Origin of the sequence: Paenibacillus sp. FSL K6-2862 (assembly GCF_038005125.1) — a bacterium.
GTDB lineage: Bacteria > Bacillota > Bacilli > Paenibacillales > Paenibacillaceae > Paenibacillus > Paenibacillus illinoisensis_A.
The window spans coordinates 4,146,301-4,166,816 of the sequence record NZ_JBBOSN010000001.1 but is presented as its reverse complement, the minus strand read 5'-3'; the positions used below and the strand labels follow the sequence as shown (position 1 = coordinate 4,166,816).

Here is a 20,516-nt window from a genome sequence, read left to right as displayed (position 1 = left end):
TTGGATAAGCTTAGTCTACATGATGCATTAAAACAACGAATATTAATCCTCGACGGTGCGATGGGGACCATGATTCAACAAGTTGATCTTACTGGTGCGGATTTTGGCGGAGATGATCTGGATGGATGTAACGAAATGTTGGTACTTACACGTCCAGAACTCATCCAGCGCATTCATGAAGAATATCTGGAAGCTGGTGCAGATTTAATCGAAACCAATACATTTGGAGCTACTTCAGTAGTATTGGCCGAATATGATATCCAGGATCGTGCTCGCGAGATTAACCTCGAAGCTGCTCGAATTGCGAGAGCTGCGGTAGATCGCTTTTCGACTCCAGATTCTCCACGGTATGTGGTAGGTGCGATGGGACCAACAACGAAGACGCTCTCGGTTACGGGCGGCGTAACGTTCCAGGAGCTCATCGACAGTTATTCCGAGCAAGCGCTTGCTTTAATTGAGGGAGGCGTTGACGCGCTACTGCTTGAAACTTCGCAGGATACCCTTAATGTCAAAGCAGGCAGCATTGGTATCCAGCAAGCATTCGAGCAGAGTGGAATTAAGCTCCCTTTGATGATTTCAGGGACAATAGAACCGATGGGCACAACCCTTGCGGGTCAGAACATCGAATCCTTTTATATATCCTTAGAACACCTTAACCCAATTTCAGTGGGACTAAACTGTGCTACAGGCCCGGAGTTTATGCGTGACCACATTCGTTCTCTTTCTGGCATGGCGTCAGTAGCAGTCAGCTGTTATCCGAATGCGGGTCTACCCGATGAAAATGGTAATTATCATGAGTCACCTGATTCACTAGCTCAGAAAATTGGGGCATTTGCCGAACAGGGATGGTTAAACATCGCCGGAGGTTGCTGCGGTACAACTCCAGCACATATTCGGGCGATGCGTGATACGCTTGCCAAGTACCCCCCAAGAGAAATGAACGGAACACATCCGCCTGCATTATCGGGTATTGATCCGGTATATATAGAGCAGGACAATCGTCCATATATGGTTGGTGAACGGACCAACGTGCTTGGATCTCGGAAATTCAAGCGCCTGATCGTTGAAGGGAAATATGAGGAAGCTTCGGAAATTGCACGCGCTCAGGTGAAAAATGGTGCACATGTTGTCGACGTTTGTGTGCAGGATCCGGACCGCGAAGAAGCTGAGGATATGGAAAAATTCCTCGAACTGGTCGTCAAAAAAGTAAAAGTTCCGCTGATGATTGATACAACTGACGCAAAGGTTATCGATCTTGCTCTCCAGTACTCTCAAGGTAAAGCGATAATTAACTCCATTAACCTTGAGGATGGTGAAGAGAAATTCGAGCTTGTGACTCCTCTTATCCACAAATATGGCGGAGCCGTTGTAGTTGGTACCATCGATGAACGTGGACAGGCCATTAGTCGTGAAGATAAATTGGAGGTTGCCAAGCGTTCATACGATCTGCTGGTGAACAAGTATGGATTAAAGGCTGAAGACCTGATTTTTGATACGTTGGTATTCCCTGTTGGTACCGGAGATGAGCAGTATATTGGTTCTGCCAAGGAAACCATCGAGGGGATTCGTGTTATCAAGGAAGCTATGCCTGAGTGTCATACGATTCTTGGTATCAGTAACATCTCATTTGGATTGCCTGAGGCCGGTCGGGAAGTCCTGAACTCTGTGTTTTTGTATGAATGTACGAAGGCTGGACTTGATTACGCCATTGTAAACACGGAGAAGCTGGAACGTTATGCTTCCATCCCGGAGGAAGAACGCAGATTGTCGGAAGAGCTGCTCTATAATACGAATGACGAAACACTTGCTGCATTCGTAGCGGCATTCCGGAACAAAAAGGTTGAGAAGAAAGAAAAGATTTCGAATCTTTCATTAGAGGAGCGTCTGGCCTCTTATGTTGTCGAAGGCAGCAAAGAGGGATTGTTGCCAGATCTGGAACAGGCTCTTGCCAAATACTCAGCGCTTGAAGTCATCAATGGGCCTCTTATGCGGGGGATGGAAGAAGTAGGACGCCTGTTTAACAACAACGAGCTGATCGTTGCTGAGGTTTTACAAAGCGCAGAAGTAATGAAGGCTTCAGTTGCTTATCTGGAACAATTCATGGAGAAAAATGAAACATCTGTGAAAGGCAAAATCATTCTGGCAACGGTTAAGGGTGATGTGCACGACATCGGGAAGAACCTGGTGGAGATCATCCTGTCCAATAACGGTTACCGAATCATTAATTTGGGTATAAAAGTACCACCAGAACGAATCATAGAAGCATATAGAGAAGAAAAAGTGGATGCGATTGGTCTGTCCGGTTTGCTCGTCAAATCGGCTCAGCAGATGATCGTCACCGCGCAAGACTTGCGTACAGCGGGTATCGATGTACCTATCATGGTGGGCGGAGCAGCACTTACGCGCAAATTCACCAAAAACCGTATTCGCCCTGAATATGACGGGATGGTTGTATATGCAAAAGACGCCATGGATGGTCTGGATCTGGCAAACAAGCTGATGAACCCGGTTTCCCGTGAAGTCATGCAGCTGGAGATGGAGGCTGAAAAAGAAGCGGATGCGTCCAGTGCAGAAACAGTTAAACCGCTGCCGGAGCTTACGCGAGTTGAACGGTCGGATATCGCAATCGACAATCCTGTTCTAGTTCCTCCGGATCTTGAGCGGCACACGCTGCGTAATTATCCATTGTCGCACATTTTGCCGTATGTAAACATGCAAATGCTGCTTGGTCATCATCTTGGCCTTCGTGGTTCTGTGGAGCAGCTGCTCGCTTCGGGTGATCCCAAAGCAACTGATCTCAAAGCGGTTGTAGACGGGATTATGCAAGAAGCAGTCCGGGATGGAATTATCCAGGCACATGCGATGTATCGCTTCTTCCCGGCACAATCCAGCGGCAATAGCATCATCATTTACGATCCCGAGAATACAAGCAATATTCTGCATACCTTCACATTCCCGCGGCAAAAGGTTGAACCGTTCCTGTGCCTGTCTGACTTCCTGAAGCCAGTTGAATCTGGAGAAATGGATTACGTTGGATTCATGGTTGTAACAGCCGGTCACGGTGTTCGTGAACTATCTACGGCATGGAAGGAGCAAGGGGATTACCTTCGATCACATGCTCTGCAATCTGTAGCGCTTGAAGTGGCTGAGGGATTAGCTGAACGAGTGCATCATATGATGAGAGATATATGGGGCTTCCCGGATCCGGCGAACATGACCATGAAACAGCGTCATGGCGCACGTTACCAAGGGATACGGGTGTCATTTGGATATCCGGCTTGTCCGGATTTGGAAGATCAGGGGCCACTCTTCAAGCTGATGCAGCCTGAGGACATTGGGGTGGAACTGACGGAAGGCTTCATGATGGAGCCGGAAGCTTCCGTATCCGCGATGGTGTTCAGTCATCCGCAAGCCAAATATTTTAATGTTGAAAAAGCATAGTCAATAAGAGGTCAGGCAGAGCCCTCCGCATCGTCGGAGGCTTTTTGCTGGCAACAGAAAGAGGTGCAATCCGGATGGAACTATATTTCCTGGGAACTAACGCTGGTGTACCTACACTGCAGCGGAATGTAACTTCCATTGGGCTCCGCATGTTGGATGAGCGAAGAGCTTTGTGGTTGTTTGACTGCGGGGAAGGAACCCAGCACCAAATTTTAAGTTCACCGCTAAAACTGAGTAAATTGGAGAAGATTTTCATTACCCATCTTCATGGGGACCATGTATTCGGGCTTCCCGGCCTGCTATCAAGCAGAGCTTACCAGGGAGGTACGACACCCCTTACGGTTTATGGACCGCCTGGGACAGAACGTATGGTTACAACCGTAATGGAGTTAAGTCAGTCTCGGATTAACTATGAGTTGAAGATTGTTGAGCATACGGGTGGTTTGCTGTTTGAAGACGAGAGCTTCATTGTAGAGTCTGCATTGCTGGAGCACCGGATCGACAGCTACGGCTACCGAATTACGGAGAAGGATCGTCCAGGCAGTCTCGATCAAGTAAAGCTGGCAGAGTATGGTTTGAAGCCGGGTCCTCTTTTTGGTCGTCTTAAACGTGGAGAGACGATTACCCTGGATGACGGCAGAGCTGTTCGTCCGGAGGATGTATTAGGAGCTCCCAAACGCGGCAAAGTGATAACCATTTTGGGAGATACACGACCGTGTGCAAATGTATTGCCCCTCGCTAAGCACGCAGATGTCCTTGTACATGAAGCAACATTTATGGACGATTTGGCAGATACCGCTCATGAGTACTATCATAGCACTGCTAAGCAAGCGGCAGAGGCGGCTAGAGCAGCAGATGTTGGAGAATTGATTATGACTCATTTTAGCTCTCGCTATAAGGATGAAGAACAACTGCAGCCCCTTTTGGACGAAGCAAAGGCCGTTTTTCCTAACTCCAGGTTGGCGAATGAGCATCAGTTAATTCCTGTCATTCATCATCAGAATGGATCACAGTTATAGTTAAGCCAGTTGGGCTTCAAATAAGTTTGGTTTTAAAGGTGGCAATTCAAACGGGACTGAGGGGGATAGGCCCTGAGGTCCCTTTTGCAATCTGATCGGAAAGCGTGTAGGATGGGCAATATGAGCAGGGAAATGAATTGAATTATTTTCCGGGAAAGCGCAGGAAATGACAAGCTTGTACAGAAGGCGCGCGAGTCAAAACGTCTGGGTTCGATTCGGTTCGACGTGTTGCGTGCTTATACGAGCAAGCCCACATTATTTTTTTGATATACATAGCTATGGATCAAAAATCATTAAAATGTAATTAAGGACATGAATTATTAATGGTCTAAAAGAAAGGAAGTGCTCTGTATGATTAAGGCCTATCTGATCGATCTGGATGGAACACTCTATCATGGCAGACATCGGATTGAAGGGGCAGACAAGCTTATTCAGACGCTGAATGAACAAGCTGTACCTTATTTATTTGTAACAAATAATTCTTCACGTACTCCGCAAGGTGTAGCAGATCACTTGAACGAAATGGGAATTCCAGCGGAAGCTTCTCAAGTTTGCACATCTGCAGTTTCTGCTGCTGAATATGTAGCTGAAGAATCTCCTGGCGCAAAGGTTGCCTGCATTGGAGAAGCTGGTTTACTTCAGGCTATCGATGAAGCAGGATTGCAAAGGACGGAAGAAAAGCCGGAATACGTCATTCAAGGGATTGACCGAGAATTTTCCTACCAAAAACTAACCAAGGCACTTCGCTGGATTAATGATGGAGCAAAATCAATCCTGACCAATCCAGATCTGCAGCTCCCCTCTGATGATGGCTTGACTCCAGGAGCAGGTACCATTGGTGCTGCGATCGAAGCGGCTACAGGTGTTTCACCAACTGTAATCGGCAAGCCTTCCAGCATTATTATGAAGTCAGCGATTGATCGTTTAAATCTAAGGGCTGATGAAGTGGCTGTGATCGGGGACAATATGCGTACAGATATTGCAGCAGGAGCAGCAGCAGGATGCGAGACATTGCTCGTATTGACCGGCGTCACAACGAAAGAAAATATGGACACTCATATCAGCGCGACCAAGATACGTCCTGATCATGTGTTTGATGATTTGCATAAACTGATTGAGTGGCTGTCGCAACAAGCGAGCCAAGCATCCAAGAAGGGATAGATACAGATGCCGGAACTGCCGGAAATGGAAAACTACCGGACATTATTGTCCGCAGAAATACTTGATTTACTTATTACTGGTGTTGTCGTTAATCGGGAAAAATCCATCAATAAAGAGCCAGAGGAATTTACGCGCAAACTTACAGGCAATCGTATTATTTTTGTCGAGCGCCGGGCTAAGCATCTTATTTTTCATTTGGCAAACGGTAAACGACTGGTGCTCCATCTCATGCTGGGAGGCATGATTTACTGGGGGACTGAGGCAGATCGTCCCGATCGGTCGACACAAGTTGAGATTCAATTTGGTGATCGTATCTTGTTCTTTATTGGACTTCGATTGGGTTATTTACACCTGCTAACATCAAAGGAAACAGAAGAAGCCTTGTCCGATCTTGGACCGGAGCCACTGGATCGACGCATGAATCCTGAGCGTTTTGCTTCATTGCTGAGAGGACGCCGCGGAACGCTCAAAACGACCCTGGTTAATCAGCACATTATTGCTGGTATCGGCAATTGTTACTCGGATGAAATTGCTTTTGCTGCAGGTTTGAGACCTAGTTCCAAAACACAGAACATCGCCAGTTCTTCAGAACTCACAGAGCGTTTGTTCCGTTCTATGCAGTCGGTGCTCCGTGAAGCAGCATCGGAGGGTGGTTATATGGAAATGCCGCTGATGCAAGGGGACACGAAAACAGGAAGTTTTGATGAGCAATGCAGGGTATATGATCGCGAAGGGGAAAGCTGTCCACGTTGTGGAGGCACGATTGAACGAGTGGAAATTACGGGGAAGAAGGCTTTCTTCTGTCCGAATTGTCAGCATGAGGCCTAATTACGGAATCGGCGCACACGTCAGCACGAGAGGTGGATTTTTACAAGCAGCCAAGAGGGCATATGAGATGGGGGCAACGGCATTTCAATATTTTCCGAAGAACCCCCGCAGCCTTGGTTTGAAAGATCCTGACCTTAAAAATGCTGAATTGTGCCGGGAGTGGTGTGAGGAGAATGGCATTGCGTCCATTGCACACTCACCCTATCCAACGAATCCGGCTTTGGGCATGACCCGTGGAGAGGCGGGGTTTCATGCTACCGTAGCTTCCATTAGAAATGATCTGCATATTGCAGATGCATGCGGTTCAGTAGGAACGGTAGTTCATTTTGGTCATCTTAAGAGCGATCAGCCGCTTGAAGGGTATCAGAATCTTATCCATTGTCTGGATACGGTTTTGGAAGACTGGAATGGACAGGCAAAGATTTTGCTCGAAAATCAGGCAGGTGACCACGGTCCAATGGGAACGACCATGGAAGAAATGATTCAGATTCGCAAGCTGAGCCAATATCCGGAGCATATTGCTTTTTGTTTTGACACATGTCATGCTTTTGCTTCAGGGATGTGGCACAGTAATAGTGAACAGGATATGCTTCAAAAAGGCAGACAGCTTGGGTACTGGGATACTCTTGCTGCTGTGCATTTTAATGACTCCAAATATGCTTCCGGCTCGTGCAAGGATCGACATGCGCGAATCGGTCAGGGATTTATAGGAAGCAAAGCGATGCAAGAAATGTTGAGTTCACCTGAGTTCCAACGGGCAGTCGTTGTGTTGGAAACCGAGACAGGTGAGGATGGGACGCACAAAGATGATATTGAGGTCATGCGTTCCTGGTTGTAAACGGGGAGAGGAGTGGTTGTATGCATGTTTTCTTGGATGATTACCGGGCATGTCCTAAGGGATTTGTCTTGGCTACCAATGCTGAAGAATGTCTCATGCTGCTCAGGGAAGGTGATGTGGATATCCTGTCCCTGGATTATGAATTGGGTCCGGATTCGCCAAATGGTGGAGAAGTTGCAGCTGCCATTGTACGGGAAGGGCTGTTTCCGCGCGAAATTTATTTACACACCTCCAGCATGTACGGCAAACGTCAGATGTACGAATTGTTATATACCAATAAACCTGACACTGTAAAGGTACACAATGGTCCGATGACAGGTGAGGTTATGCTTCGGGTTGCTGCGGGAGAGCTCAGCTGATGAAGCCCATTCATTCGAAGCTTTTGATGCGCGGTGTGTGGGAAGGTATTCCTCAAGCTGTATTTATCTACACCCCTTTATGCGGTACTTGTGCTGCAGCGAGAAGAATGCTGGAAATCGCGGAGCATTTGCTGCCGGAGAACACATTATTTGAAATGAACATTCATGATATTCCGGAACTTGTGCAGCAGTTTAAAATTTCAAGCGTACCTGCAGTGATGCTGTTTGATGGTGAGCAGGATGTACCTAAAATGATTTATCGAATGTCCTCGGTGGAGCACCTGCTAAATGAAATTCGAAAGGCGGTCCTAAAATGAGGATTATTTCGATGGAGCATATTTCTCTTCGCCGGGAGGATAATCAGATCCTGGATGACGTTCATCTGCATATTGAGCAGGGCGAGAATTGGGTCATTCTGGGACGTAATGGTTCAGGCAAAACAACGCTGCTGGAAATGATGAATGGATATATGTTCCCTAGTCAAGGGCGTATCGAGGTGCTGGGGAACTTATATGGGCAATGTGACGTTCGTGAAGTCAGAAAAGAGATTGGTTATATCAGTCAAACGCTGATTGAAAAACTGACATTGCGAGACCCGGTCTGGGAGGTCGTTGCGACAGGTGCATTTGCCTTTTTGCGTTTTTATCAGACCATTCCCGATGAAGTGAAGACCAGAGCCTTGAATCTTCTGGATGACATGGGCTTCGCTAAATTGGCTAACCACCCGCTGGGTACACTATCCCAGGGCGAGCGAAAAAAAGTCATGCTGGCACGTTCATTGATGGCGGATCCTAAGTTATTAATTATGGACGAGCCGTGCGCTGGGCTCGATCTGTATGAACGTGAAAAAATGTTGGCTGAAATCGACCGACTTCGTCAGCGCAATATAACAGTAGTATATGTAACGCATCATGTAGAAGAGATCATGCCCTTATTCACACATGTAGCATTGATTCGCGAAGGTCGTATTGCTGCGGCTGGAAACAAACATGATGTTTTGACACAGGATACAATTAAGCATACGTACGACATTCCGGTCGACATCCAGTGGGATCACGATCGACCATGGATTCGCGTACGTTCTGGAGGGTAACACAAGTTGAGTACACAGTCATCTAGCGGAGAAGGGAACTTCTCCCGTTTTATCTGCACAGCCAATCATGGCTTTGCACCTTATGCTCAGGAAGAACTGCGCCGTACATTCGGTGCTGTTAAGAGCACGGTAATTGTACCGGGTGAAGTGCTTCTTGCCGGCTTACCGGTAACAGAAGAAGAGGTATCGATCAAACTCCTTGAGGAAAATCCAACGTTTTTACGTCACATTCAGCCTGTTCAGTTTCAGGAGAATACGGAAGATTCTGATCAGGCGATGGAGAAACTGATTGCCTTTATTACAAACCATACGGAGTTGACCGGAACCAAAGTGGCACTACAAGTCCGTAAAACGGAAGGTTCATTTTGGCTGGAGAACGCCGCATCATTGAAGCAATGGTTGACCGAAAAGCTGGATACACTAGGCTGTGAGTGGGTTGTTCGCGCTGCGGACTCTGTTATTTCTGTGTTTGCGGCAGATGATGCATTGTATGCTGGGATATCACGACCTGAACAGAACCTTTCCGACTGGAGCGGGGGAGCTGTACGCTTTCAAAAAGAGGAAGGCCAGATCTCGCGAGCCAAATTCAAGCTGCTTGAGGCAGAGCAAACATTTGGCATCGATTTTGCATCGTTTCACAAAGCGCTTGATATTGGTGCTGCCCCTGGTGGTTGGACTTCCTTTTTGCTAGAACGAGGACTAGAAGTCACAGCAGTGGACCCAGCCAAAATGGATGCCACACTTCTGGAATCGCCCAAACTTACGTTTTTGAAAAAGAATGCAGGTGATGTCCGGTTTCGTGAAGGTGAATTTGACCTGCTTGTTTGTGACATGAGCTGGAGTCCTAAACTGATGAGCCGACTCGTTTCGGACTTGTTATACAGTCTTCAATCCGGTGGAACAGCGGTTGTTACGGTAAAATTGCTTCATAAGAAACCACTCGCGCTGATCAAGGAAGTCATTGATACGTTTGAGCGTTCACGGATGCAGATTCAACGATCCAAACAATTGTTTCACAATCGCGAGGAAATAACACTTTATATGATTAAATATTAAGCACGTAAAGATTTTAAATTTACTACTTTACAATATCTTGTGGCGTATACTATAATGATACCAATATTAACCATAATAAATCCAAGGGAAAGCATCCCGAGGTGGACAAGTCCGGATAACCGGACTGTTGCACTTTGGTAAGCTTTCCCTTTTTTGTTATGCAGAAAGGAGGATTATACATGAGACATCCGGCGAGGCTGGAACATGGGAGCCTGCTGGGAGAACGATATCGAATCGAGTCCGTACTGGGTACAGGTGGGATGAGTCACGTATATAAGGCAGAAGATATGAAGTTGCCAGGTAAGACCTGGGCGATAAAAGAAAGTGTTGCTACGTTACCTTACGAATCGAGTATGGAGACGGAGGCTGCTCTTTTGACTTCACTCAGGCACCCCAGATTACCGTTGATTGTTGATTTTTTTGTGCCGGATGAAGAGGGCTATACTTACCTGGTAATGGAATACATTGAAGGTCAGACACTGAGTGATTATAACAAGCAATGTCGCGGTAAGATCCCCCTCGAACATATGACAGATTTTGTGCTCCAATTACTTGACGTGCTCAGTTATTTGCATGGTCTGAATCCAGCAGTGATCTATCGCGATCTGAAGCCATCCAACATCATGATAACCCCAGACCATGAAGTCAGGTTGATTGATTTTGGCATTGCTCGCAGCTTCAAAGCTCAGCATACAGAGGATACGGTGAAACTGGGAACAGCAGGGTTTGCTGCTCCTGAACAATACGGTACTGGACAGACGGATGCAAGGTCGGATTTGTATGGGCTCGGTGCATTGCTGCTTTACCTTATGACGGGTGGTACGTATACAGAATGGATACAAGGCGTTGAAAGTTCCATACGCAGTGATGTACCTCGCACTTACATTCCGGTTGTACGGCGATTGTTGAGACAGAACCCTGAGGAACGTTTCCAATCTGCCGATGAAGTCCGCAAAGAACTGCTTCGAAGACCTGGAATAACGGAGAGTAATGAATCGACAATATTGACAATTAGCGGTGGAACTAGAGTTATTGCTCTGACAGGTGCATCTTCCGGTGTAGGGGTTACGCATACCGCCATAGCCATTAGCCATTACTTGGAGAGACAACAGTTTAAGGTGGCGGTCATCGAGATGTCGCCGCGCTCCCAATCGTTTGCAAGGATTCAGCAAGTTGCCCAAGCCGGGAAGCCATTATCGGCAGGCAGACAGTTTGCAGTAGACGGAGTGCACTATTGGAAACAGTCCGGACGAGCAGATATTTTGTCTCTGCTGGGTGGCAGCTACCAATTTATCGTAATGGATCTGGGTAGTGGTCAGGATCAGAATCGACTGGAGGAGTTTCTGCGAGCAGACCTGCCTATTGTTGTAGGCTCAGGTGCTGAGTGGAAACAGGAAGAGATTAATGCATTTGTTCGTTCGCATCATCGTTATCCGAAAGACAAATGGATTTATTGTCTGCCGCTTGCAGCGACAGATGCTGTTCAGCGTGTACGTAGAACACTGAATACATCAAGTGTGTACGGACTTCCATTGCACATTGATCCTTTTGATAGGGATCCTCAGACAGACAAGGTATTAGCCCATATATTGAATCATTTGATCGGGCAGCAGCCCAAGAAGCGTTCGTTTTTTGCAAGAAGAATAAAATCATGATTAGAGGAGCTTGTGAGAGGAGAGCATTTTTTGTCCAAATTAAGAAAACAAAGCCGACAAATGATATATGCCGGACTAACTGGTGCGGGAGCAGTAGGATTGTTATTCGGGGGATATGTCATCTACAACGTGATTACAATGAATGATACCAAATCTGAAATGGAGTCCCAGTATGCTTCAGCTTACGAACAAAAAGAGGCTGAGCTGCTGCAGCAATGGAACACAGGAGCACAAGGCTGGGTAACGGTACGCGACGTTGAAGCAGGAGAACCGATCTTACCCGAGGATATTAAGCTTATCGCAGTACCTGATGCTCAAGCACCACGTAATTTATGGTCCAGCACCAAACAGATGGATGGGCAAGTAGCCAAAATAGAACTGAAAAAAGGAACAGCCATAACAACCGAAATGGTTTATGAAGACACGCCAGCACCGCCAGATCTAAGAAATCGTGAACTGCAGGTCGTTTTATTACCCACTTCACTTGCACAAGGCGATAATATAGACGTTCGCATCCAATTTCCAACAGGTCAGGACTATATCCTTCTGTCCAAGAAGAAAGTAGAGCGCCTAAATGAAGCGACGTTGTGGATTACCATGACCGAGGAAGAGATTCTGTCGCTGTCCAGCGCAATTGTAGATGCCTATTTACATAAAGCTTCAATCTATGCACTAACGTATGTTGAGCCTCAGTTCCAGACAGCTGCAATTCCAACGTACCCTGCCAATAGTGAAGTGCTGAAACTGCTTGAAAGTGACCCGAACATTGTTCGAAGGGCAGAACAGGAGTTGTCGAGACAGGTACGGAGTTCCCTTGAGAGTTCTCTGGCTGCTTCCATGACAGCGCCCTCCCAAAGTGTTGAGCAAGATGTTGCACAATCATCCGTTTCCCATAACAGCAGACCTCGCTCTAACAATAGTTCGGACGAAGTCATATGGAATGACGGATCAGGAAGCAATCAGCAAACGACAAATGTAAACAATCAATCCACGGAGTCTTCCGCATATACGGATGAACAGAAAAGCCTGTTGACCGGAGGAGAGTAGTAGACATTCAAAATGTAAAAATATAATGCTTATAACAACGAACTAATGCTTCAAAGGAAAGGGGCTGAGTGTCACGTGCAAACTTGGATTTTCGCTGGATTATGTGAAAAAAATGATCTTATGTTATATCTGTGCAAAATTTTAGCCACTTCAGGAAAGCGGGTGTTACTGGTTGACGGAACCTTACAGCAAAAGTATGGGTATGGGGTTGGAGAAGGACACCATTCTCTGGCTATCACTGAATTTGAGGGTTTTGATATGGCCTGTCACTTTGTAACTTCGGCCGCGGTTGAGAGTCATCTGGAGGCTAGTGGAGAAGGGTTGGACTCTTATGATTATGTCTTGTATGACATGGAAACCTCCCATTTCGCCTCTAGAGAATTATGGCTCACGGCTGATATTCGAGTCTGGGTGAGTGATTATGAACGTTACAATTTGGAACGAGGAAAAGGCTGGTTGAGGCGGCTTCTTGAAGAGCAGTCTTTACCAACAGAGCTTTCATTTCAGCGCATTCTGATTAATGCAGTTGACTGCAAATTGGAAGAACGTTACCTATGGGCCTATCTGGAAGGAAGTCCTTTTGTTTGGACAGGCGAATCTTTGATACTTCCATGGGATGAACTCACTGCTGCGGTGAAATTGGAAAATGAACATCATCGCCGGGTGCGGTTAGGGCCTTTATCCCGGAGTTACAAAAAATCACTATGTCGTTTGTTCGAACAATTGACTGGATGGGAAAGTGTTCGAAGTCGCCGAGCGATTAAGGAAGCGGAAAGGATGAGAGCATGAGCAACATTTTGTTTTGGAGTCCTTTTGCAGGCTCGGGTAGTACGTCCAGTGCAGTTATTAGCGCCTACGCCATGGCACTTCAATACAGGACCCGAGTTTTATTAGTGAACACAGGTCCAGTCGGCAGTGGTATTGAAGCTCCGCTACCATCTATGGAATTAGGGCAGGCTGACAGTCTGTTCAGATTTGAAGAGGGTGGTTGGGATGCAGTAGAACGATTACATATAAGTGGAAGCCTCAACAAGCATAATTTGAAAGATTACGCGAAGCCACTATTACGGGATAGATTGGATTTATTGACCGGAAGAATTAACCAGATGGAACGTACGCCCAATGAACATATTGAAACGTTGAAAGCGCTGCTGGAAGTGGCGAATGAGTACTACGATATGGTTTTGCTGGATGTGGACCGTGAGGGAATGGATGCGACCGATCTACTGGCTCAAGCTGATTATGTTGTGGTGAATTTGACACAAAATATGCGGGATCTGGAATTGTTTTTTGAACACATCAAACCTGATAACTTAAGTAACCAAAACATGCATGTTGTCATAAGCAAGTATGATCCGCAAGCAAGGGCAACTCTTAACAACATTCGCCGACGTTTCCGGTACAAAGGATCCATATCCATTGTGCCTTATACGACTGCATTTCTGGATGCTGTGAATCGGAAGGATACGGCTACGTATCTGCAGCTTGAAGGATTGAGTGACAGTAGAGATCTTCGAAAAGGGAGCATGGCCGCCAGTATGGCTGAACTTGCTCGCCTGATTATGGACGGTGCAGGTATGCGTACTGTTCTGAAAAGGCTGGAAAGGGGAGCCTGAACCTCCAATGCTCTGGAATATGATAGGGATCAGTTTTATTGTAATAGCTCTTTTGACATACATCTGGATCAAAACGAAATCATTCCATCGGCAAAAAAATGCAGGAACTCCTGAACGTGAGGCATTTACGATTGAAATGCTAACTGAACAGGTGAAGAACTCGCTGCATGAATTAAGTCATAGTCAGCTTGCTGATATCGGTCTTCATGAAGAAGAATATCGCAGGAGAATCAATCAGCGTGCCGAGATGAGAAAAGCGCTGAAAGGCTGCGTCTCTGGCAGCATAAGTGACAAAACCTATGTAAAGAACCTGATCGCTGACTTACTTACTCGAAACATAGGTCTGAATAAAACCAATGTGGATGAAGTCATCCTTTTTGCGGAACCCGATCTGTTATCCGTTCAAGACCAGTTTGAAATTGTCTTTTACCTGTACCGACAGCAGTTCGGCGTCGATGCCTTGTCACGCTTGATTGACACTTACGATCTGGGCAGACTCCGATTGGAGGATGGTGCTGAGGATGGCGGCGGATATTATGTTTCCGAGGAAGATATCCGGTATGTATTTGAATGCGAATACCGTGAACTCGGATTTAGAGAAAAAACGGATATTATCGTCCAGCGGATATACCAACATTACAAAGGCTTCTCGGTTGTAGATGAAATCAGAGACCAGCGAATTGACGGGGTTAGCGGTGGGGTTAGCGGTATGCTGGATGCCATGCAGGATATCGGAGTTAAGCACCCGGCTTCCTGGAATGATTTGTTGGAAGACGGCTTGAAGGATACACCCGTTGACGTTCCGCTAAGTGGTATGGAAAGTGTTTGGATTTTTTACAAAGGGAAGTCGATCCATCTTTCATTTTTATCGTTTGGCAGTACACGCGAGCTGAAGAGGGTTTGTCAGAATATTTATAAATATAACTATCCTGGTCAATTATCTGAAGCGAATGGATATAAGGTTAACGAAATGAAGGATGGCTCACGTGTAGTTGTGGTACGGCCTCCCTTTGCAGAATCATGGGCGTTTTTTGTCCGGAAATTCGATATTCCCAATGCGTCGCTTGAGCAATTAATAACCGGGAGCAATGCCGAACTGCCAATCACATTGCTGCAGTACCTCATGAAAGGAAGCCGTATTACAGCTGTGACTGGTGCTCAGGGCTCTGGTAAAACGACGCTCCTAATGGCGATGGTCAAGCATATCTATGCCTCATACACCCTGCGTGTACAAGAAATGGCATTCGAGCTGCAGCTGCGTCGAATCTACAGTCGTCGTAATATTTTGAGCTTCCGGGAGACGGAACATATTTCAGGTCAACAAGGACTGGATTTACAGAAAAAAACAGATGGAACAGTCAACATACTGGGAGAGGTTGCGAGTGATGAGGTTGCTGCCTGGATGATTCAAATGTCGCAGGTGGCGAGTTTGTTCACTCTGTTTACCCACCATGCCAAGACATTCCGGGATCTGGTATTCTCGCTCCGCAACTCTTTGCTCAAAACAGGCATGTTTCAACATGAGCACATTGCTGAGGAACAGGTCGTCAGTGTCATCAATTTTGATGTGCACATGAAAAAGGATCCCGAAGGACGCAGATACATAGAGCGAATTACAGAGTGCTTGCCTCGTGCTGATCAGGTAGACAGTGTGGAAGAACGGGCAGGGTTTGCTTTTCGGAATGTCATTGAATACAAGGACGGCGAATATGTGGTAACCGCTCCCCTGTCACCTAGCTGCATCATGGATATGCGGGACCAAATGACATTGCACGATGCATCGCAGTTTGAACAGTTTATTGAGCGGCACTGGGGTGATATGCATGACAACTAAATCGTGGCTTATCCTTTTGCTGGGTATATGTATCTCCGGGCTCGTGATTACCCTCCTGACTCTCCAATTCTTTCAAAAGAGGGGGAAGGGCTTAAGCGGTAGAGTTCCTGGAACAACTCCTGTTGCTAATCCAACGGTCTGGGTGAGGTCATTTCTGCTGCAGTCCTATCGCTGGGGTACGAGGGTGCCGATTTTGGCATCTTACATCTATCTAATTCAGAAGCGGATTTCATTCAGACATGTTGGAGACGAAGCATCTTTACGATGTATGACCATGACTGTTGTTCTGATTGTTGCGGGAGGATACGGAAGTATTAGTATCGTGCTGTTCTTAATGCAACCAGGGATTGCTTTCTTCATTTTGTCTGTACTTTGCGCTGTCGTAATTCATAGTCTTGTCGTGGACTTGTGGCTGAATCGCATAGAGAAACGGCTGCTGGTCCAAATGTTGGATCTGTTTGCGGACGTGCGACATCGATACCACCAGCACGGAATGATCGAAGAAGCACTCTATGAAGCTGGAGAAGCTGGAGTGGGTGAAGCAGCTGATCAGGTGCTGCTAATCTATGAGGCACTGACTTCACCAGATCCCAATGAAGCGCTGGAGAGGTATTACGAGATAGCCCCCAATCGCTTTCTGAAGGCTTTTGCTGGCATCTCCTATATGGTGATGGAGTTTGGGGACAAGGACAGGGCTCAAGGTTCAATATACCTGAAAGGTTTGGGAAACCTGACTCAGGAAATTCACCTCGAAATTTTGCGACGTGACAAGTTGGATTACCTTTTAAAAGGATTGAATATGATTGCGCTGGCTCCGGTATTGTTTACGGCTCCCATTGAACGCTGGGCGAGAGGCAGTTTCCCGACCATGGATGAGTTTTACCGCAGCAAGCTTGGATTTATAACCAAAATATCAATCTATATCATCATTATTTTGGCCTACTTGCTGTTGCAGAGACTTCAGCATTACGATGAAACGCGATTCCGATCAGGGCACAAACCTTCCTTCATGGACCGTTTTTTGTATAACCAAAAATACATTCGTAAATTGGCCATGTTGTTTGCTGCCAAACCAGGGAGTACAAATTATACCCAGACCGTAAGGTTAATGAGGGAGAGCAGCGCTGAATTAAAATACGAGTGGCTGGCGATCCGCAGACTGATGTTGTTTGTGTGCTCTTTTACACTGGCTATCGGTTGCATATTACTGCTTCATCATATTGAACGAAATCATGTTCTATACGATCCGGTGAGAGATGACCGCATGTTTGGAGTGATGGCCGATGCGGAACTGAAGCAGGCTGCCGAAAAAACAGCTTTGGACCGAGAGGTAATGGAGCGGTTAGACATGAAACGTGGAACTAGTTATGATGACGTGTTTAACATGTTACAACAGATTTCCTCCAACCCACTAGACTCTGATACACAAACTGAAACGAGTCTGCGCATTATTCAAAAGCTCGAAATATACAACAAGCAGTATTTGCACTGGTGGGAGCTGTTGATTGCCATCTTTATTGGCGCGGCCGGATATTACATGCCCATATGGCTCATGATGTTCCAGCGTAAAATGCGAAGTATGGACATGAAGCATGAAATTTACCAATATCAGACGGTGATCTCCATTCTGCGTGAGATGGACCGGATGTCCGTTGAAGAGATTTTGGAATGGCTCAATCGTTTTGCCGTCATTTTCAAACGACCCCTTCAAAAATGTCTGCTGCACTTTGAACATGGACCAGAAAATGCACTTGAGCAGCTGAAAGAGGATGCAGGGTTGCCTGAATTTCAGCGTCTGGTGGACAAACTGCAGCTTGCACTCGGTAAAATTTCGATCCGGGAAGCGTTTGATGATCTGGACAGCATGATGGCTTTTTATTTCGATCAGCGGAAGCAGGAGTATACCAGAATGATAGATGTGAAAGCCTCATGGGGCAGAATGATTGGCTTTACCCCGATGTATGCCCTTATTTTTCTCTATCTGGTGATCCCGCTTGTTGGTATGAGCTTCCTGCAAATGAACATTTATTATGAACAAATTCAGAAACTGTAGCGGTTCAGGTTGAACCTGTTCAGACTGATATACATTTATTTATCAAAACTTAGGAGGATTTAACATGAACAATGCTTCAAGTGCTTTAAAGGTAGCCGCAGGGATCTTTTTGACGATTGCCCTTATTACGATTGTGGTACTGCTGTTTATTTCTGCTCAGGAGGCAACCAAAACAGCGCAAAACAATTTTGCGGATATTCAGACAGAGTTGTCTCAGGCAGCATTTACGGTGTATGACGGGACCACGATCAGTGGCTCCCAAGTTACAAACGCCCTGCGTAAGTATGCGGACAAGGATCAATTTGGTATCCAGGTCATTACAGGAAAAAACAAGGGTGGTCAGTGGTATGGCAATGAGTTGAATATTTCTCAGGATATCAATAATGCGGACTACGGTTCAGTTGTTGCTCCGGATAACAAAGTAGGCAGTATTAATCAGACGATGAGCGAAAAGGACAATCAATATGTCAACCCAAGTGGAAAGTTCAAGGCCGTTATCGTTAAAGACAAATCAAATGTGGTGAGAGGACTAATCTTCCAGCAATCCTGACAGGAGTTGGTTTCCATTGTCCCAGAATACACAGCAACTCATGTTGTTTTGTACCGCCATTGTCCTGTTTGTAACAGCCTGTCTGTATGGACAACAAAGCGTTAGCTTATTGTCCAGTGCTTTGAGTTCCAGCGTGCACACGAATGAAGACATGGAAGGAAGAATAAATACAACATTAAAAATAAGCAAACCCCTTCGTTACAGCGGAGCCGAGGTGTTACATACGGTTAGACAAATGACGGGTACAGCAGTCGAAGTGCAGGTTGACGGGAAAACGTATACGATAGACCCGCTTATCAACCGAAGTGCGTCCATACCTGTTGACGTGATTGCTTCCTATAAACCGGAGTTTGTAAGAGATGATAGCGGGGGATTGCTTCGAATTGCATTTTGGAGGGAGGCCAGTATCAATTGATAAATGCTGTATCCAAGCTGCTAGCAGTTATGCTGGCAGTACTTCTGCTATATGTATATCCGACTGCGGAAACGGCAGATCGCCAAGACGATATAGCGCGAATGGTCACATATCAGACGGTTACCCGTTTTGTGGATTCAGTCAGAACGAAAGGTTATATCTCTCCTGGGATGTATGCCGAATTTGAAGAACAGCTGGCGCGAACAGGCAATGTTTACGAGATTACCATGGAGCATCTGCACAAAAAATATGTTCCTCACTACACAGATCCTATGGATCAAGGTACATTTACAGGAACGTATGAGACGGTACAGGATGCATATTACTCAGCGCAAATCTTGGAAAAATTGTTCCCTGTCTCAGGCACGTACGCAGCCGATGATCCGCTTCGTAGATACACACTGACCATGGGTGACTTTTTCACGATTACACTTAAAAATACCAACCGGACACCAGCCATGCTGATTCGCGAGTGGCTGAATGGTACGGCTCCTGCAGCAGCAGTGTTTACCACTTATGGAGGCATGGTTCTCAATGAAGATTACTGATTTGTCCATTGTGTTTGTTCTAGTATTTCTACCCTTTCTTTGGATGGTTTCTCGGAATACTCATGATGCGGATGAAGCTCAGCTTCTTAATCAAAGGTATAGATCGGCCCTCCAAACAGCTGTATTGGACGCAGGAAACGTAATGCACCAGAATGAGAAGCAAAACAGTGAGGCAGGGTATGATTCCACCAAATTCGTAAAGGCCGATAAGGAACTGGCGCTTCAGACATTCACTCAGACGATGGCCTTGAATATGGGTATACATGACGATCCAAAGGCGATACAAGCACTGTTTGATTACATACCAGCCATAGTTGTACTGGATTACGATGGTTATTATATCTTAGCTAAGGAAGCAGAGATGACGGGTGAGACTGATGATTCGTACCACCAGGTATGGAGTCCTAAAATGCCCTATACATATTCAGATTCAGACGGCAGCAGCATTAATTTTACACTCGACGGTTATGTATATGCTTATGATGCCGTTCAGGATAAATGGATTGAAGGTTTTCAAAGGGAACTCGCTTCAACTAGTGGAATTCCATTGCTGCAAAATTCAAATTCGTTTGAGCAGGTCAGACAAACTCGTATCATCATGAGCGTGCAGGAGAATCTTGCCGAAGTCATTAATCGGCATAATGAGTTTGCAAGAAGAAACGGGATATCCTATACGTTTACCCTGCCTCTTATTTCTCAGGAGGATTGGTACAATACGATTAATGATACGGGGATCATGGCATTTATTCAGGGCTTGCCTGTAGGAAGCCTCAAGGTAAACACCTATGCCATCGGCGGAGGAAGGTTGGTTAAAAGAACAGCAGTCATTGGAGGGATAGAACCTTCAACCGGCATAAAGTATTATTATCCAGCAACATGTAAAAATAACTTCCGAGCTGAAGAAGTTTTTACAGATGCGAAGCAGGCCGCGGCTGCGGGGTATTTTGAGGGGAATTGTTACATTAACAAGGTTGTTCACTAAGTAAGACTGCTGAGCCTACTA

Annotated in this window: 19 protein-coding genes; all 19 read left to right on the top strand. The window is 46.1% G+C overall.

Features of this window, described 5'->3' with window-relative positions; all coding sequences use genetic code 11:
* The 19 genes from metH to MHB82_RS18550 all read left to right on the top strand — a co-directional run bounded on the left by metH (position 1) and on the right by MHB82_RS18550 (position 20,495).
* Positions 1-3,441 (top strand): methionine synthase, encoded by a 3,441-nt coding sequence (gene metH, locus MHB82_RS18640; RefSeq protein WP_341176666.1) that lies wholly within the window; start codon positions 1-3, stop codon positions 3,439-3,441.
* 74 nt (positions 3,442-3,515) lie between these two features.
* Positions 3,516-4,460 carry a ribonuclease Z gene (gene rnz, locus MHB82_RS18635; RefSeq protein ID WP_110823293.1) on the top strand — a complete coding sequence of 315 codons (945 nt, stop codon included), beginning with the start codon at positions 3,516-3,518 and terminating at the stop codon, positions 4,458-4,460.
* Positions 4,461-4,811: 351 nt separating this feature from the next.
* Positions 4,812-5,621 (top strand): TIGR01457 family HAD-type hydrolase, encoded by an 810-nt coding sequence (locus MHB82_RS18630; protein ID WP_341175567.1) that lies wholly within the window; start codon positions 4,812-4,814, stop codon positions 5,619-5,621.
* A gap of 6 nt (positions 5,622-5,627) precedes the next feature.
* A complete protein-coding gene (locus MHB82_RS18625; protein WP_341175566.1) occupies positions 5,628-6,449 on the top strand; it encodes an Fpg/Nei family DNA glycosylase in 822 nt (273 codons plus the stop codon).
* On the top strand, positions 6,439-7,287 hold the full coding sequence (locus MHB82_RS18620; RefSeq protein ID WP_341175565.1) for a deoxyribonuclease IV: 849 nt from the start codon (positions 6,439-6,441) through the stop codon (positions 7,285-7,287). Before MHB82_RS18625 ends, MHB82_RS18620 begins: the two co-directional genes overlap by 11 nt.
* 20 nt (positions 7,288-7,307) lie before the next feature.
* Positions 7,308-7,646, top strand: a complete 339-nt coding sequence (locus tag MHB82_RS18615) for a cyclic-phosphate processing receiver domain-containing protein (protein WP_095357375.1) — start codon at positions 7,308-7,310, stop codon at positions 7,644-7,646.
* The gene (locus MHB82_RS18610) at positions 7,646-7,963 is read left to right on the top strand and encodes a thioredoxin family protein (RefSeq protein ID WP_095357376.1); all 318 of its coding nucleotides are present in this window, start codon (positions 7,646-7,648) and stop codon (positions 7,961-7,963) included. The genes MHB82_RS18615 and MHB82_RS18610 overlap by 1 nt, the downstream gene beginning before the upstream one ends.
* Before the next feature lie 2 nt (positions 7,964-7,965).
* Positions 7,966-8,739: an ABC transporter ATP-binding protein gene (locus MHB82_RS18605; protein ID WP_341176665.1), complete on the top strand. Its 774-nt coding sequence runs from the start codon at positions 7,966-7,968 to the stop codon at positions 8,737-8,739.
* Positions 8,740-8,745: 6 nt separating this feature from the next.
* Entirely contained in the window at positions 8,746-9,795 is a 1,050-nt protein-coding gene (locus tag MHB82_RS18600; RefSeq protein ID WP_341175564.1) for an SAM-dependent methyltransferase, read from the top strand.
* A 179-nt stretch (positions 9,796-9,974) separates the two neighbouring features.
* Entirely contained in the window at positions 9,975-11,450 is a 1,476-nt protein-coding gene (locus MHB82_RS18595) for a serine/threonine protein kinase (RefSeq protein WP_341175563.1), read from the top strand.
* A 30-nt stretch (positions 11,451-11,480) separates the two neighbouring features.
* Positions 11,481-12,497: an SAF domain-containing protein gene (locus MHB82_RS18590; RefSeq protein ID WP_095357379.1), complete on the top strand. Its 1,017-nt coding sequence runs from the start codon at positions 11,481-11,483 to the stop codon at positions 12,495-12,497.
* Between the two features lie 75 nt (positions 12,498-12,572).
* Positions 12,573-13,286, top strand: coding sequence for a hypothetical protein (locus MHB82_RS18585; protein ID WP_095357380.1), 714 nt, complete (start codon positions 12,573-12,575; stop codon positions 13,284-13,286).
* Entirely contained in the window at positions 13,283-14,113 is an 831-nt protein-coding gene (locus MHB82_RS18580; protein WP_341175562.1) for a hypothetical protein, read from the top strand. Before MHB82_RS18585 ends, MHB82_RS18580 begins: the two co-directional genes overlap by 4 nt.
* 7 nt (positions 14,114-14,120) lie before the next feature.
* Positions 14,121-15,947 (top strand): ATPase, T2SS/T4P/T4SS family, encoded by a 1,827-nt coding sequence (locus tag MHB82_RS18575; RefSeq protein WP_341175561.1) that lies wholly within the window; start codon positions 14,121-14,123, stop codon positions 15,945-15,947.
* Between the two features lie 268 nt (positions 15,948-16,215).
* Positions 16,216-18,000, top strand: a complete 1,785-nt coding sequence (locus MHB82_RS18570; protein WP_341175560.1) for a hypothetical protein — start codon at positions 16,216-16,218, stop codon at positions 17,998-18,000.
* A gap of 64 nt (positions 18,001-18,064) precedes the next feature.
* Positions 18,065-18,550: an ABC transporter permease gene (locus tag MHB82_RS18565; protein WP_095286462.1), complete on the top strand. Its 486-nt coding sequence runs from the start codon at positions 18,065-18,067 to the stop codon at positions 18,548-18,550.
* Between the two features lie 16 nt (positions 18,551-18,566).
* Positions 18,567-18,965 carry a hypothetical protein gene (locus tag MHB82_RS18560; protein WP_095357384.1) on the top strand — a complete coding sequence of 133 codons (399 nt, stop codon included), beginning with the start codon at positions 18,567-18,569 and terminating at the stop codon, positions 18,963-18,965.
* Positions 18,962-19,513 carry a hypothetical protein gene (locus MHB82_RS18555; RefSeq protein WP_110823276.1) on the top strand — a complete coding sequence of 184 codons (552 nt, stop codon included), beginning with the start codon at positions 18,962-18,964 and terminating at the stop codon, positions 19,511-19,513. The genes MHB82_RS18560 and MHB82_RS18555 overlap by 4 nt, the downstream gene beginning before the upstream one ends.
* Positions 19,500-20,495 (top strand): hypothetical protein, encoded by a 996-nt coding sequence (locus tag MHB82_RS18550; RefSeq protein ID WP_110823274.1) that lies wholly within the window; start codon positions 19,500-19,502, stop codon positions 20,493-20,495. Before MHB82_RS18555 ends, MHB82_RS18550 begins: the two co-directional genes overlap by 14 nt.
* Positions 20,496-20,516 lie beyond the last annotated feature (21 nt).